The following is a 15,858-nucleotide window of genomic DNA, read 5'->3' on the forward strand; positions in this document are numbered from 1 at the left end:
GTGTACGTAATTCCGTGTAGGAGCTGCCGCAGGCTGCGATCTTTTTTGTTGCCGCGCTACAGCGGCAAATGCCGACTCAGCAACGCCCGCAACGCCGCCGGCTTCACCGGTTTAGCCAGGTAATCCAGCCCCGCCGCATGCACTTGGGCCACCGTCTCCGGTCGCCCATCGGCGCTGATCACAACCCCTGGCACTGGCTCACCCAGTCGGGTTCGCAGCCATGCCATCAGCTCGGTCCCGGTCTCGCCATCGTCCAGGTGGTAATCCACCAGCGCCAATTGCGGTCGCATCCCGTCGCTGAGCAGCGCCGCGCATTCATCGCGGTTGCGCGCGGTCCAGACCTGACAACCCCAGCGCGTGAGCAAGCTGTTCATGCCGATCAGGATGCTGTCTTCGTTGTCGATGCACAGTACCTGCGCGCCGCTCAGCAATTTGCCATTGAGCTCGGCGACCTTGGTCGGGATCGCGGATTGCGCCCGAGCCAACGGCACACAGACGCTGAACACGCTGCCGCGCCCCGGCCAGGAGCGCACGCGCAAGGTATGACCGAGCACGCGACACAACCCGTCGGCGATCGCCAGGCCCAGCCCCAGGCCTTTTTCAGCGCGCGTCTGGTGGCTGTCGAGGCGTTTGAATTCTTCGAAAATGACCTGCTGTTTATCCACAGGAATGCCCGGCCCCCGGTCCCAGACTTCCAGGCACAGCTCGCCCTTGCGTCGGCGAACCCCCAGCAGTACCGGGCCTTTGGCGTAGCGGAAGGCATTGGTCAGGAAGTTCTGCAGGATTCGCCGCAATAGTTTGATGTCGCTGTCGATGCGCAACGTACTGCCCCTGACGCGAAACTTCAGCCCCTGATCGCGGGCCAGCGCCTTGAACTCGGCACCGAGGACGTCGAACATCTCATTGAGCACGAACGGTTTTGGATCAGGGTTGATCTTGCCGTTTTCCAGGCGGGAAATGTCCAGCAGGTCGCTGATCAAGTCCTCGGCCGATCGCAGTGACGTGTCCAGATGATGGACCAGTTTCTGCGCCTCACCGCAGAGGCCGTCTTCCTGGTGGGAAAGGGCGGCCGAGAACAGTCGCGCAGCATTCAGCGGTTGCATCAAGTCGTGGCTGACCGCCGCCAGGAAACGGGTTTTCGACTGGTTGGCCGACTCCGCGGTGCCCTTGGCTTCGGTCAGGGCGACGTTGAGTTGCGACAGTTCGTGGGTCCGCTCGGTGACCCGTCGCTCTAGGCCCTCGTTGGCTTCGGTCAGCGCCTGCTCAGCCTCGCGGAACGCGGTGATGTCGGTGAAACTCATGACAAAACCGCCGCCCGGCATCGGGTTGCCGATCAGCTCGATCACACGGCCATTGGGGAAAAGTCTTTCAGAGGTATGGGCGCGGCCCTGACGCATCCAGTGCAAGCGGCGGGCGACGTGCACTTCGGCTTCGCCGGGACCGCACAGGCCGCGTTCGGCGTTGTAGCGAATAATGTCGGCAATCGGGCGGCCAAGCCTGATCAGTCCATCCGGGTAGTTGAATAACTCCAGGTAGCGCCGGTTCCAGGCCACCAGTTTCAGCGACTGGTCGACCACACTGATGCCTTGGGTGATGTTCTCGATCGCGCCTTGCAGCAGCGCGCGGTTGAACTGCAGCACTTCCGAGGCTTCGTCGGCGATTCGGACGACGTCCTCGAGTTGCATTTCCCTACCTTCGATGGCGGCTTTTACCACCGCCCGGGTCGAAGAAGCACCCAGCACACCGGCCAGCAAACGTTCGGTATGGGCGATCCATTCACCATCGGCGTTCTGGTTCGGGTTGAAGCCTTTGCCCTGACGGTAGGCGAAGCGGATAAAACTCTGACGGGCGCGTTCTTCGCCGACGAAGCGTGCGGCCAGCTGCAACAAATCGTCGATCTGCACCGACAGCATCGAACGGGCGCTAGGGCGGGCACTGATTTCCTGACCGATGAAGCGACCCGCCTGCCAATGTTCCGAAACCCTCGTACGTGACAGCATCGACACCCAGGCGAACAGCGTGAAGTTGGCTGCAAGCGACAACACTACGCCTTGTGTCAACGGGGTGAGCGGCAGTTTCATCGGGTTGCTGTGCAACCAGGCCAGGCCGGGGAAACTGCTCAACGACAAACCAAGGCTGTTGGCGGCAATCGGCAGAATCAAGGTGTAGAACCACAGGAACGTCCCGGCAGCCAGACCGGCGAACACACCGCGACGATTGGCCTGTTTCCAGTACAGCGCGCCGAGCATGGCCGGGGCCAGTTGGGTCACGGCGGCGAAGGCGATCTGGCCAATGGTCGCAAGGCTCGCCGTTGAGCCGAGCAGGCGATAACTGACGTAGGCCAGCAGCAGAATCACCACAATGCTCACTCGGCGCACCGAGAGCATCCACTGGCGGAACACTTCGAACGGCCGCTCGGCGTTGTTGCGCCGCAGCAGCCATGGCAACAGCATGTCGTTGGATACCATGGTCGACAACGCCACGCTGGCGACAATCACCATGCCGGTCGCCGCCGAGGCGCCACCGATAAACGCCAGCATCGCCAGGGCAGGGTGGGATTGGGCCAGCGGCAGGCTGATGACAAACGAGTCCGGCAGTACCGAACTCGGCAGCAGCATCTGACCGGCGAGGGCGATAGGAACGACGAACAGCGCCGCCAGCGCCAGATAGGCCGGAAACACCCATTTGGCCAGGCGCAGATCCTGAGGGTCGATGTTTTCCACCACGGTCACGTGGAACTGCCGGGGCAGGCAGATGATTGCCATCATCGCCACGCCGGTCTGCACCACCATCGACGGCCAGTTGATGGTTTCCTTCCAATATTCTTCCAAGCGCGGGGCGAGCATGGCCTGGTCGAACAGGTCGTCGAAACCGTCGTACAGGCCGTAGGTCACGAACGCACCGACCGCGAGAAAAGCGAACAGCTTGACCAGTGATTCGAACGCAATCGCCAGCACCATGCCGCGGTGGTGTTCCGTGGCGTCGAGGTTGCGGGTACCGAAGACGATGGTGAACAACGCCAGCACCAGCGACACGATCAGCGCCGTGTCCTGGGCGCGGGTGCCCATGGCGTCGGCACCGGCGCCGATCAACAAGTTCACCCCGAGCACGATGCCCTTGAGTTGCAGCGCGATGTAGGGCAACACGCCGACCAAGCAGATCAGCGCCACCACCACCGCCAGCGACTGGGATTTGCCATAACGCGCAGCGATGAAGTCGGCAATGGAGGTGATGTTCTCCTGCTTGCTGATCATCACCATTTTTTGCAGGACCCACGGCGCGCACACCAGCAGCAGGATCGGACCGAGGTAGATCGGCAGGAAAGACCAGAGTTGTTCGGCAGCCTGGCCCACGGCGCCAAAGAAGGTCCAGCTGGTGCAATAGACGGCCAGCGACAGGCTGTACACCCAGGCGCGCACTCGCGGCGGCAACGGTGTGCTGCGACGGTCGCCGTAGAAGGCGATGGCGAACATGATGGCCATATAGGCCAGGGCGACGGCGGCGATCAGCCCGCTGGACAGCGACATGGGAACTCCAGACAAAAGACACCCGGGATTCGCGCCCGGACAGACAGTCTCGCACGATGGCAGGGGTTAGTCAGTGTCGACCAAGGTCGCGGCGCGGCGGGGTGTCGCAGGGTGTTTGTCAGTTGGATCTTTGGTGTTTGTGCAGGCCTCATCGTCGGAACGCCGCCCGGAGCAAGCTCGCTCCCACACTGAATTGTTGCTCACAAATGATGTGTTCACTGAAGATCCAATGTGGGAGCGAGCTTGCTCCGGGCGGCGTTCCGACGATGAGGTCTCACTGACTCAACGCAATCTCGATCAACCGATGCAATTCCTCAACCTCCAGCGGCGCCGCTGAAAACAGGATCCGAAACACCGTCGGCGCCGCCACCATGTTGATCAGCCGATCAACGTTCGGCTTCGGCTGATCGGGGTAACGATCCAGAATCGTCTGCAACTGCCCGCCAATGATCGTCGCGCAAAGGGCCGGTGTGGTGCTGCATTGCACGTCGCGCAAGATGTTGCGGCCGGGTTCGGAACTCATCTCGTCCAGATACTGCTCGGCCCAGGCGCGCACGTCACCGCGCAGGCTGCCGGTATTGGCCGGCTCGCTCTCGGGGCGCATGCGGGCGAGGGCGACATCCGCCAACAACACCGACAGATCGCCCCAGCGCCGGTAGATGGTCGACGGCGTGACACCGGCGCGCGCGGCGATTTGCGGGACGGTCACGGTGGCGCGGTCCTGCTCTTCGAGAAGATCGCGGACTGCCGAGTGAACCGACTCTTGCACCCGGGCACTGCGGCCGCCCGGGCGTAAACCTTCTTTAATAGCCATGCATCGGACCTTAACACAAAGAATTTGCTTTAAGCGCTAGCCGGTAGCACACTCCGCAAAAGCAAAAAGTTAGCTTTAGCGGAGTGTGCCCATGTCCAGTTCAACGTCTAATCGTTCAAGCCTGTGGTTCCTGGCGATCACCTTACTCAGTTTTCTTGCCGCTTCCACCGCGCCGACGCCGTTGTATCACTTGTACCAGGAGCACCTGCAATTCTCGGCAGCGACCCTGACCCTGATTTTCGGCGTGTACGCCATCAGCTTGCTGGCAGCGTTGCTCACGGTTGGTTCGCTCTCGGATTACCTGGGGCGCAAACCGGTGATCTTCACCGCTGTGATGTTGAACATGCTGGCGATGCTGCTGTTTATCAATGCAGACAGTGTCGCCTGGTTGATCAGTGCGCGAGTGCTTCAAGGTTTTGCTACAGGGATGGCCACTGCCGTATTGAGCGCGGCGCTGTTGGACGCCGATCGCCAGCAAGGGCCGCTGGTCAACAGTGTTGCGCCGTTGCTGGGCATGGCGTTGGGCGCCATGGGCTGCGGCTTATTGGCCGAGTTTGCGCCGTTGCCATTGCAGTTGACCTATTGGGTGCTGTTCGCGCTGTTTGTGATGCAAGCGCTGTACGTCTGGCGCTTGCCGGAAAGCGTCAGCCCCCAACCGGGAGTCTGGGCTTCGCTGCGTCCGACACTGCATGTGCCGATCCAGGCGCGGCGCGCGTTGTGGCTGGTGCTGCCGATCAATATCGCGGTGTGGGCTCTCGGTGGTTTTTACGCTTCTTTGGCCCCGTCGTTGGTGCGCACGGCCACGGGATCGACCTCAAATCTGATTGGCGGTGCGACGGTGGCTGTGTTGACGGTGACCGGCGCGTTGATGATCTACACCCTGCGCAATCGGCCGGCCGACAAGGTTTTGCGCTTGGGCGGCCGTCTGCTGCCCGTCGGCGTCGCGCTGATTCTGATGGCGGTGCACAGCGCCAGCCTGACTCTGTTTTTCGTCGGCACGCTGGTGGCCGGATGCGGTTTCGGTGCCGGTTTCCTCGGTGCGTTGCGTAGCGTCGTGCCGCTGGCCTTGCCCCATGAGCGGGCGGGGTTGATGTCGGCTTACTACGTGCTCAGTTATCTGGCGTTCTGCTTGCCGTCGTTGCTGGCCGGAAATTTGACCCGGACCTTTGGGCTGGTGGCCACCACCGATGGTTACGGCGCGGTGCTGATTATTCTCTCGGTCGGCGCTTTGTTCGCGTTGATGCGTCAGCAGTCCATGAAAGTCTGTGGCGTCGATGTTCGATGACCGTTAGCCTTGGCACCGCCATACCTTTCGACGGACCGACGCATGAAAATCATCTGCAGCAAATCCTTCACCGCTGACCGTGCCTGGGGCGCTTTGGATATCGCCAACATGAACGGCATCACCACGCGTTTGCACTGGACCGATCAGCCCTATCAATGGCACATCAATGATGGGCAAGAAGTGTTCGTGGTGCTGGATGGCGTCGTGCAGATGCGTTATCGCGAAGCAGGTCAGGAGAAAGAAGTGGTGTTGGGTGTAGGAGATATCTTCTATGCCGACGTCGGCACCGAACACGTTGCCCATCCGCAGGGTGCGGCAAGAATCCTGGTGATCGAAACTGAAGGCAGCGTTTGACGCCATATCTGCAAAACAGATAACAGTTAGAGATATTACCCGTTATATCGATATTCGATTCGGATCTACCATGAGCTCCACCTCAACAGAGGACAGGAGTTCACCATGACATGCCCCAACACCGCCCCAGCCGGTTTCAAACCTTTCAGTCATTTGCAGCATCCGCGTGAAGTCATCCGCCAGTTCACGCCGAACTGGTTCGCCGCCACCATGGGCACCGGTGTGCTGGCGTTGGCGCTGGCGCAGCTGCCTGGCGAAAATGCCGGTTTACACGCGATTGCCGAAGCCCTTTGGCTGTTCAATATTGTGCTGTTCGTTTTATTCACGGTTATGTATGCGGCGCGTTGGGCGCTGTTTTTCGATGAGGCGCGGCGGATTTTCGGTCACTCCACGGTTTCGATGTTTTTTGGCACCATCCCCATGGGCCTGGCGACCATCATCAACGGTTTTCTGGTGTTCGGTCTGCCGCGTTGGGGCGAGGGCGTGATTCATGTCGCCGAGGTGCTGTGGTGGCTGGATGTGGCGATGTCTGTGGCGTGCGGTGTGCTGATTCCCTACCTGATGTTCACCCGTCAGGAGCACAGCATCGACCAGATGACCGCCGTCTGGCTGTTGCCGGTGGTGGCGGCAGAAGTGGCGGCCGCCAGCGGTGGTCTGCTGGCGCCGCACCTGGCCGATGCCCATTCGCAACTGGTGGTGCTGGTGACCAGCTACGTGCTCTGGGCCTTTTCCCTACCGGTGGCGTTCAGCATTCTGACCATTCTGTTGCTGCGCATGGCACTACATAAATTGCCCCACGAAAACATGGCCGCCTCCAGCTGGCTAGCGCTCGGCCCGATCGGCACCGGGGCGCTAGGCATGTTGCTGCTGGGCGCGGACGCACCGGCGATCTTCGCTGCCAACGGTCTGCCGGGCATCGGTGAAATCGCCGCAGGGCTGGGGTTGGTGGCCGGAATCACCCTGTGGGGCTTTGGTCTGTGGTGGATGCTGATCGCGGTGCTCATCACCCTGCGTTACCTGCGCGTCGGTATTCCGTTCAATCTCGGCTGGTGGGGTTTCACCTTCCCGCTGGGCGTCTATTCCCTGGCGACGTTGAAACTGGCCAGCACCTTGAACCTGACGTTTTTCAGTGCCTTCGGCGGTGTGCTGGTGGTGTTGCTGGCGGTGATGTGGCTGATCGTCGCCAAACGGACAGTGCAGGGCGCCTGGCGGGGTGAGTTGTTTGTCTCGCCGTGCATTGCAGGATTAAAGAAATAACCTGCAAGTTTTAGGTAATGTGTGGCCTGGATCGTCGTTCGATATTCCAATAACTGCATCCACGCCACTCTCTACCCAACATCAGGGACACATGGAAGATGAGTCACCCCTCACAGTTCACCTTGCTTCGCACCCGGCGCTTCCTGCCGTTCTTCGTCACGCAGTCGCTCGGGGCGTTCAACGACAACATCTTCAAGCAGTCGCTGATCCTCGCCATTCTCTACAAGTTGACTATCGAGGGTGATCGCTCGATCTGGGTCAACCTGTGTGCGCTGCTGTTCATTCTGCCGTTCTTCCTGTTCTCGGCGCTGGCCGGGCAGTTCGGGGAGAAGTTCGCCAAGGACGCGTTGATTCGTCTGATCAAGCTCGGGGAAATCGCCATCATGGCGGTAGGCGCGGTCGGTTTCATGTTCGATCACCTGTCGCTGATGCTGGTGGCGCTGTTCGCCATGGGCACTCACTCGGCGCTGTTCGGGCCGGTGAAATATTCGATCCTGCCGCAGGCCTTGCGTGACGAAGAGCTGGTGGGTGGCAACGGCCTGGTGGAAATGGGCACCTTCCTGGCGATCCTCGCCGGGACCATCGGCGCCGGGATCATGATGTCGTCCAGTCATTACGCGCCGATCGTCTCCACGGCGATCATCGGTGTTGCGGTGCTCGGCTATCTGGCCAGCCGCAGCATTCCACGGGCCGCAGCCGCCTCCCCGGAAATGCGTCTGAACTGGAACATTTTCAGCCAGTCCTGGGCCACGTTGAAGCTGGGCTTGGGGCAGACGCCAGCGGTGTCACGCTCGATTGTCGGCAACTCGTGGTTCTGGTTTGTCGGGGCGATTTATCTGACGCAGATCCCGGCCTATGCCAAGGAGTGGATGCACGGCGACGAAACCGTGGTGACGCTGATTCTTACCGTGTTTTCGGTGGGTATCGCACTCGGTTCGATGCTTTGCGAGAAACTGTCCGGCCGCAAAGTCGAGATCGGTCTGGTGCCGTTCGGCTCTTTCGGTCTGACCGTGTTTGGTTTGCTGCTGTGGTGGCATTCCGGTGGAATTCCGGACAGCGTTACAGGCCATGGCTGGATCGAAGTCCTGGGTTTTGGCCACGCCTGGCTGGTGTTGATCGACATTCTGGGGCTTGGGGTGTTCGGCGGTTTCTATATCGTGCCGCTGTACGCGCTGATTCAGTCTCGTACCCCCGAGAACGAGCGGGCGCGGGTGATTGCCGCCAACAATATTCTCAATGCGCTGTTCATGGTGGTCTCGGCGATTGTCTCGATCGTCTTGCTGAGCCTGGTCAAACTGTCGATCCCGCAGCTGTTCCTGGTGGTGTCGCTGCTGAACATCGGCGTCAACGCCTACATCTTCAGCATCGTCCCCGAGTTCAGCATGCGTTTCATGATCTGGCTGCTCAGCCATTCCATGTACCGCGTGGAGCATCGCAATCTACAGCTGATTCCCGATGAAGGCGCGGCGTTGCTGGTGTGCAATCACGTGTCCTTCGTCGACGCCTTGCTGATTGGCGGCGCGGTGCGTCGACCGATTCGCTTTGTGATGTATTACAAGATCTACAACTTGCCAGTGCTGAACTTCATCTTCCGCACGGCCGGGACCATTCCGATCGCGGGGCGTCAGGAAGACATTCAGATCTACGAAAAAGCCTTCACGCGCATTGCTCAGTATCTGAAGGACGGCGAGTTGGTGTGCATCTTCCCTGAGGGCAAATTGACCGCCGATGGCGAGATCAACGAGTTCAAGGGCGGGCTGACGCGGATTCTCGAAGAAACGCCGGTGCCGGTGATTCCGTTGGCATTGCAGGGCTTGTGGGGGAGTTTCTTCAGCCGCGATCCGCAAAAGGGCGTGTTTCGCCGGTTGTGGTCACGGGTGACGCTGGTGGCAGGGCCTGCGGTGTCGGTTGAAGTGGCAGAGCCAGCCCGGTTGCAAGGGATGGTGGGGGAGTTGCGCGGCGCTGTGCGCTAATTCCTTTCGTTGCGGGCCGCTAACCAAGCGTGCCCGCTCTGGGCATTTAACCCGCCATCGCCAACCGGTTACGTCCCTCGCGCTTGGCCACATACAACGCACTGTCGGCTCGTCGCAACAGGCTCTCGGCAGACTCGCCGGGCAATAGCGTCGAGCAGCCAAGGCTGACCGTCAGCTCGATCGCATGGCCGTCGGCCGAATATTCCTCTGCCTGCACTGCAAATCGTAGCCGTTCGCCAACCAAGGCTGCTGCCTCACGGCTCGTGTTGGAAAGCAGGATCAGGAACTCTTCGCCACCAAAGCGGAAGACCATGTCCACGTTGCGCAACTGGTTTTTGATCGAGGCTGCAACGGCCTTGAGCACGTCATCGCCGGCGCTGTGTCCGTGGTTGTCGTTGATGCGTTTGAAGTAATCGATGTCCAGCATCAGCAGCGACAAGGGTTGCAGATGCCGAAGTGACATCTCGATTTCCCGTTGCAGGGTCTGATCCATGGCGATGCGGTTGCCGGTATCCGTGAGCGGATCGCGCAAGGCGCTTTGGGTGGCAGCGCGGTAGAGCAAGGCATTGCGCATCGGATACAGCAATGCGGACAGCAGTGACTCGAGGTTGCCTTGTTCCTGCTCACTGAAACGCTGATTGCGGCGGAATACCAGTTCACCCAGATCCTCGCCTTCATGGCTGAGGCTGTAGCTGATCGAATGATGGCCGCGCAGGCCGAATTCCAGGCGCAAGTCGCTGGACGTGTGCTCGTACGTCAAGGCGTCAAGCGGTACGAGTCGCTGAATCTCACGGAAGAAGAGCCCGAGAATGCGTTGCGGCTCAAGACTGGTTTGCAGCTGCAGGCTCAGTTGCTGGCGCAGTTGCGAAAGGCTGACGGGCCTCTCGATGAGGGTAGGCTGCTGACCAAAGCCCAGGCGTTGCAATTTGGCGCTATCGAAGTCAATTGCGTTGGTCTGGGAAGGTGATTTCATATGGCGTGCGCCCCTAAGCAGTAAGGCTGTCTTACAGGCTGGGTGAGAGCGGCTTTGGGCTGCGCGTCATACTGGTCCATCAGTCCCGTAGGACATTTGGCCCAAGTTTAGTCCGCTTTGCCGACGATAAGTAACCTGTCGGCTCAGGCGTCCGCCCGTTTGCTTTCACACTGCGTGTCTGAGCAAATTTAGAGCGAAACTCGTGCCATTCGGTTCATTCGGATAAAAATCGTTCTAAATCAAAGTATTGGAGTGTTGATGAAGAATGTCGCCGCATTCGGTGACGGTTGTTTGACTTGTGATGGCGGTAGTTACGACGCACTTTGAATGCCGCGACGGGAAGTCGTCGCGGCACAAAAGCGACGCGCGGGCGTTACTGAGCGTTGAACGCCTGGCCGTTGATGCCGGTGCTGTCCGGACCCATCAGGTAGAGGTAGACCGGCATGATCTCCTCGGGCGTCGGGTTGTTCAGCGGGTTTTCACCCGGGTAAGCCTGGGCGCGCATGCTGGTGCGGGTGGCACCCGGGTTGATGCTGTTGGAGCGCACCGGTGTCACGGTGTCGACTTCGTCGGCCAGGGTTTGCATCAAGCCTTCGGTGGCGAACTTGGACACGCCGTATGCGCCCCAATACGCACGACCCTTGCGGCCGACGCTGCTGGAGGTGAACACCACCGAAGCGTCCTGAGACAGCTTGAGCAGCGGCAACAGGGTGCTGGTGAGCATGAACATGGCGTTGACGTTGACGTGCATGACACGCATGAAGTTTTCGCCGGATAGCTGCTCGATCGGCGTACGCGGGCCAATGATCGACGCGTTGTGCAGCAAACCGTCGAGATGGCCGAATTCGGTTTCGATCATCGCTGCCAGCTCATCGTATTGATGGGGCAGGGCGGTTTCCAGGTTGAACGGGATTACGGCCGGTTGTGGATGGCCGGCGGCTTCGATTTCGTCGTAGACCTGAGTCAGGTTGGCCTCGGTCTTGCCCAGCAGCAGCACGGTGGCGCCATGTGCAGCGAAGGTTTTTGCGGCGGCAGCGCCGATGCCACGGCCAGCGCCGGTGACCAGGATGACCCGGTCCTTGAGCAATTCTGGGCGGGCGGAATAATCAAACATAAGAAAACCTCACAAAGCAGAAGACACATTGCGGCGCGGCCATTCGCGGGCAAGCCCGCTCCCACAAGGATCGAAGGTGTTCACACATGTTGCATCCACCAACAGGACCCTGTGGGAGCGGGCTTGCCCGCGAAGGCGTCAGCATTCACGCCTCATTTCCAGAACCTGAAACCGGCACTCAGCAGCTACAGAGGGCGCTATCCAAAACCTTGCGCAGCTCCAGCGGATGATCGACCACCACATCCGCGCCCCAATGCCGCGGGTTATCGTCCGGATGAATGTAGCCATAAGTCACGGCGGCCGTCTTGGTGCCGGCATCGCGACCGGATTCGATATCGCGCAAGTCATCACCCACGAACAACACGCTGGCCGGGTCCAGGTCGAGCATCTTGCACGCCAGGATCAACGGCTCGGGGTCCGGTTTGCTGTTCTTCACATGGTCCGGGCAGATCAACAGCGCCGAGCGCTCGGCCAGGCCAAGCTGCTGCATGATCGGCTCGGCGAACCGCAGCGGCTTGTTGGTGACCACGCCCCAGATCAGGTTGGCCTTTTCGATGTCGGCCAGCAGTTCGCCCATGCCGTCGAAGAGTTTGCTGTGAACCGCGCAACCGGCGAGGTAACGCTCCAGAAACTCCAGGCGTAATTCCTCGAAACCCGGTGATTCCGGGTCCATGGAGAAGGTCACGGCGACCATCGCCTTGGCGCCGCCGGAGATCTCGTCGCGAATGTGTTTGTCGTTCATCGGCGGCAAGCCGCGATCGGCGCGCATCGCCTGACAAATCGCAATGAAGTCCGGCGCGGTGTCGAGCAGGGTGCCGTCCATGTCGAAAAGAACTGCTCTGATACGCATCGGCTTACTCCTCGCGCAGGGTCTGGATCATGTAGTTGACGTCCACGTCGGAGGCCAGTTTGTAGTGCTTGGTCAGCGGGTTGTAGGTCAGGCCGATGATGTCCTTGACGGTCAGGCCGGCCATGCGGCTCCAGGCACCCAGCTCCGAAGGGCGGATGAATTTCTTGAAATCGTGGGTGCCGCGCGGCAGCAGCTTCATGATGTATTCCGCGCCGACGATGGCGAACAGATACGCCTTCGGGTTGCGGTTGATGGTGGAGAAGAACACCTGGCCACCGGGTTTGACCATGCGGAAGCAGGCGCGGATCACCGAGGACGGGTCCGGCACGTGCTCGAGCATTTCCAGGCAGGTGACCACGTCGAACTGCTCAGGCATTTCTTCAGCCAGCGCTTCGGCGGTGATCTGCCGGTATTCGACGCTCACCCCGGATTCCAGTTGATGCAGTTGCGCGACCGCCAGCGGCGCTTCGCCCATGTCGATGCCCATGACGGTAGCGCCGCGCTGGGCCATGGCTTCGCTGAGAATGCCACCGCCGCAACCGACGTCGAGGACTTTCTTGCCGGCCAGGTTGACCCGTTCGTCAATCCAGTTGACCCGCAGCGGGTTGATGTCGTGCAGCGGTTTGAACTCGCTTTCGCGGTCCCACCAGCGATGGGCCAGGGCTTCGAATTTGGCGATTTCGGCGTAGTCGACGTTGCTCATGGTTAAGTCCTCTAAAACTTGAAAAATCCTGTTGCCCCGGTGGTAAGTCCGGGGGGCTTACGATTCGGTATGGCCGCTGATGCGCTGGCCCCAGGCCTTGGCCGTGGCGCAGAGCTGTTCTTCATCCAAGCGGGTCAAGCGGCGGTCGTCGAGCAGTTGCTTGCCGGCGACCCAAAGGTGTTTCACGCAGTCACGGCCGGTGGCATAAATAAGCTGCGAAACCGGGTCGTAGACCGGTTGCTGCGCCAGGCCGGAGAGGTCGAACGCGACGATGTCTGCCGCTTTGCCGACTTCCAGCGATCCCACTTCGGATTCAATGCCCAGCGCGCGGGCGCCGTTGAGCGTGGCCATGCGCAGGGCGCGATGGGCATCCAGCGCAGTGGCCGAGCCGGCAACAGCTTTGGCCAGCAAGGCGGCGGTGCGCGTTTCGCCGAGCAGGTCCAGGTCATTGTTGCTGGCCGAGCCATCGGTGCCGACCGCCACATTGACGCCCGCCTGCCACAAACGCTCCACCGGGCAGAAACCACTGGCTAGCTTGAGGTTCGACTCCGGGCAATGAATCACGTTGGTGTTGCTTTCTACCAGCAACACCAGGTCTTCATCGCTGATCTGGGTCATATGAACCGCCTGGAAGCGGGGCCCCAACAAACCCAGGCGCCCGAGGCGGGCCAACGGGCGTTCGCCGCGCTGCTCGAGGGACTGCTGCACTTCATAAGCTGTTTCATGTACGTGCATATGGATCGAGGCGTCCAGCTCTTCGGTGATCACCCGGATTTTCTCCAGGTTCTCGTCGCCCACGGTGTAGGGTGCATGGGGGCCGAAGGTGACTTTGATACGCTCGTGGTGCTTGAGATCGTTGAACAGTTCGACGCCCTGACGAATGGCTTCGTCCGCCGTGCTGGCGCCCGGGATCGGGAAATCGAGGATCGGAATCGCGAGTTGCGCGCGAATACCGCTGTTATGGACGCGCTCGCTGGCAACCTTCGGGAAGAAATACATGTCAGAGAAACAGGTGATACCACCTTTGATCTGCTCGGCGATCGCCAGGTCAGTGCCGTCACGTACGAAAGCCTCATCGACCCACTTGGCCTCGGCCGGCCAAATGTGGTCTTCCAGCCAGGTCATCAGGGGCAGATCATCGGCCAGGCCACGGAACAGCGTCATCGCCGCATGCCCGTGGGCATTGATCAAACCGGGGCAGAGCAACATGTCCGGCAATTCGCGGACTTCGGTTGCGTTAAGCTTCAGCGCAGCCGAGCGCGGGCCGATGAATACGATGCGTCCGTCGCGGATGCCCAGGGCGTGCTCTTTGAGGACAACGCCAGCGGGTTCGACGGGTACCAGCCAGGTCGGCAGCAATAGCAAGTCGAGCGCAGCGGCAGTGTTCGGCATCGAGAATCGGTTCCAGAGCTTTTGTAAAGGATGGCGAAGTATACCCGAGCGTCTTCGCAGGGGGATCGCTATAATCGACGGCTTTTGTTCATGAGTACGGGGTGACGGATGCGCGATCGACTGTTGGCTGCGGAGAAGGTGAAGGCCATCGATTGGCGTGATGGCGCCCTTTACCTGCTGGATCAGCGTATTTTGCCGTTCGAGGAAACCTGGATCGCCTACACCAGCGCTGCTGGCGTGGCCGAGGCCATTCGTTCGATGGTGGTGCGCGGCGCGCCGGCAATTGGCATCAGTGCCGCCTATGGAGTTGTGCTGGCGGCCCGCGCGCGGTTTGCCAAGGGCGGTGACTGGCAGGCGGCGCTGGAAGAGGATTTCGCGCTGCTGGCCGATTCCCGTCCGACCGCGGTCAACCTGTTCTGGGCCCTGGGCCGCATGCGCGACCGGCTTGAACGTCTGAAGCATCACGCCGATCCGCTGGCGGTGCTGGAGGCGGAGGCTATCGCCATTCACGAGAGTGATCGCGAAGCCAACCTGACCATGGCGCAACTCGGTGTGGATCTGATCCGCAAGCACCAGGGCAATGCCCAGGCGATTTTGACCCACTGCAACACCGGCGCTCTGGCCACCGGCGGCTTTGGCACGGCGCTTGGCGTGATTCGTGGCGCTTTCATTGAAGGCATGGTCGAGCGCGTCTATGCCGACGAAACCCGTCCATGGCTGCAAGGTTCGCGGCTGACCGCATGGGAACTGGCCAACGAAGGCATTCCCGTCACGCTCAATGCCGACTCCGCCGCCGCCCACATCATGAAGACCAAAGGCATTACCTGGGTGATTGTCGGCGCTGACCGGATCACCGCCAATGGCGACGTGGCCAACAAGATCGGCACTTATCAGCTGGCGGTGAACGCCATGCACCACGGCGTGCGTTTCATGGTGGTGGCGCCGAGTTCGACCATCGACATGAACCTGGCCAGCGGTGATGACATCCCGATTGAAGAACGCGATGGTCGCGAGTTGCTGGAAGTCGGCGGCAAGCGGGTCGGGGCCGATGTCGATGCGTTCAACCCGGTGTTCGACGTGACCCCGGCTGACTTGATCGATGCGATCGTCACCGAAAAAGGCATCGTCGAACGCCCGGATACCGCGAAAATGGCGCAGTTGATGTGCCGCAAGCGTCTGCATTAAAGATATCTGGTGCCTGATAAATCGCCTTCGCGAGCAAGTCGGATCGCCGCACCGCCGCTCCCACATTTGACCGAGTTCTCCAGTTAGACTCGGTCGAGTGTGGGAGCGGGCTTGCTCGCGAAGAGGCCCTCACAGCCACTGAACAACCCCCTTTCACCCCGTAAATCTTCAATTAAAAAGGCTCTAAGCCTCTCTCGTCCCCTTCAAGCCTGTCACCGGTCAACTAACTATGCTCCATGCGCATCAGGGGGATAGGTGCGTGGCGGCTCTTGTGATAACATCCGGCGGTTTCCAAGGTGGCCCGATGTGGCTGCCTTTACTGCGCAGATCCATGGCATAACTCGTTGATTTGTCGTAAGTCGGTGCATGGCACTCAGCCTGCAGCGGCGAGCTTCGTTCGTCCCATATGGATGTGACGAAGTTTCACCAGA

General features: G+C 60.5%; 12 protein-coding genes. 5 read left to right on the top strand and 7 right to left on the bottom strand.

Annotated features, from left to right (window positions below):
• Window positions 1-56 precede the first annotated feature (56 nt).
• Both CUN63_RS21980 and CUN63_RS21985 read right to left on the bottom strand, forming a co-directional pair.
• Complete coding sequence (locus CUN63_RS21980) at window positions 57-3,527, bottom strand: PAS domain-containing hybrid sensor histidine kinase/response regulator (RefSeq protein WP_129442370.1); 3,471 nt, start codon at window positions 3,525-3,527, stop codon at window positions 57-59.
• A 274-nt stretch (window positions 3,528-3,801) separates the two neighbouring features.
• A complete protein-coding gene (locus CUN63_RS21985) occupies window positions 3,802-4,341 on the bottom strand; it encodes a TetR/AcrR family transcriptional regulator (protein ID WP_129442373.1) in 540 nt (179 codons plus the stop codon).
• Window positions 4,342-4,432: 91 nt separating this feature from the next.
• On the opposite strand from CUN63_RS21985, the gene CUN63_RS21990 reads away from it, so the two are divergent.
• The 4 genes from CUN63_RS21990 (at window position 4,433) to CUN63_RS22005 (ending at window position 9,210) form a co-directional block, all read left to right on the top strand.
• Window positions 4,433-5,626: an MFS transporter gene (locus CUN63_RS21990; protein ID WP_129442375.1), complete on the top strand. Its 1,194-nt coding sequence runs from the start codon at window positions 4,433-4,435 to the stop codon at window positions 5,624-5,626.
• A 42-nt stretch (window positions 5,627-5,668) separates the two neighbouring features.
• A complete protein-coding gene (locus tag CUN63_RS21995; protein ID WP_129442378.1) occupies window positions 5,669-5,980 on the top strand; it encodes a cupin domain-containing protein in 312 nt (103 codons plus the stop codon).
• Between the two features lie 105 nt (window positions 5,981-6,085).
• The gene (locus tag CUN63_RS22000) at window positions 6,086-7,237 is read left to right on the top strand and encodes a TDT family transporter (protein WP_129442381.1); all 1,152 of its coding nucleotides are present in this window, start codon (window positions 6,086-6,088) and stop codon (window positions 7,235-7,237) included.
• Between the two features lie 98 nt (window positions 7,238-7,335).
• Window positions 7,336-9,210 (top strand): MFS transporter, encoded by a 1,875-nt coding sequence (locus CUN63_RS22005; RefSeq protein WP_129442384.1) that lies wholly within the window; start codon window positions 7,336-7,338, stop codon window positions 9,208-9,210.
• 46 nt (window positions 9,211-9,256) lie between these two features.
• Here CUN63_RS22005 and CUN63_RS22010 read toward each other — a convergent pair whose 3' ends face one another.
• The 5 genes from CUN63_RS22010 to CUN63_RS22030 form a co-directional block, all read right to left on the bottom strand.
• A complete protein-coding gene (locus CUN63_RS22010) occupies window positions 9,257-10,183 on the bottom strand; it encodes a GGDEF domain-containing protein (RefSeq protein WP_129442386.1) in 927 nt (308 codons plus the stop codon).
• Window positions 10,184-10,556: 373 nt separating this feature from the next.
• On the bottom strand, window positions 10,557-11,297 hold the full coding sequence (locus CUN63_RS22015) for a YciK family oxidoreductase (RefSeq protein WP_129442389.1): 741 nt from the start codon (window positions 11,295-11,297) through the stop codon (window positions 10,557-10,559).
• A 178-nt stretch (window positions 11,298-11,475) separates the two neighbouring features.
• Window positions 11,476-12,147, bottom strand: a complete 672-nt coding sequence (gene mupP / locus CUN63_RS22020) for an N-acetylmuramic acid 6-phosphate phosphatase MupP (RefSeq protein WP_056744070.1) — start codon at window positions 12,145-12,147, stop codon at window positions 11,476-11,478.
• A gap of 4 nt (window positions 12,148-12,151) precedes the next feature.
• Window positions 12,152-12,850: a bifunctional 2-polyprenyl-6-hydroxyphenol methylase/3-demethylubiquinol 3-O-methyltransferase UbiG gene (ubiG, locus tag CUN63_RS22025; RefSeq protein ID WP_033055822.1), complete on the bottom strand. Its 699-nt coding sequence runs from the start codon at window positions 12,848-12,850 to the stop codon at window positions 12,152-12,154.
• Window positions 12,851-12,907: 57 nt separating this feature from the next.
• On the bottom strand, window positions 12,908-14,242 hold the full coding sequence (locus tag CUN63_RS22030; RefSeq protein ID WP_129442392.1) for a TRZ/ATZ family hydrolase: 1,335 nt from the start codon (window positions 14,240-14,242) through the stop codon (window positions 12,908-12,910).
• 108 nt (window positions 14,243-14,350) lie between these two features.
• Here CUN63_RS22030 and mtnA point away from each other — a divergent pair, with 108 nt between their 5' ends.
• The gene (mtnA, locus tag CUN63_RS22035) at window positions 14,351-15,427 is read left to right on the top strand and encodes an S-methyl-5-thioribose-1-phosphate isomerase (RefSeq protein ID WP_129442395.1); all 1,077 of its coding nucleotides are present in this window, start codon (window positions 14,351-14,353) and stop codon (window positions 15,425-15,427) included.
• Window positions 15,428-15,858: the final 431 nt, after the last annotated feature.

The organism is Pseudomonas sp. ACM7, assembly GCF_004136015.1.
Taxonomy (GTDB): Bacteria; Pseudomonadota; Gammaproteobacteria; order Pseudomonadales; family Pseudomonadaceae; genus Aquipseudomonas; species Aquipseudomonas frigoris.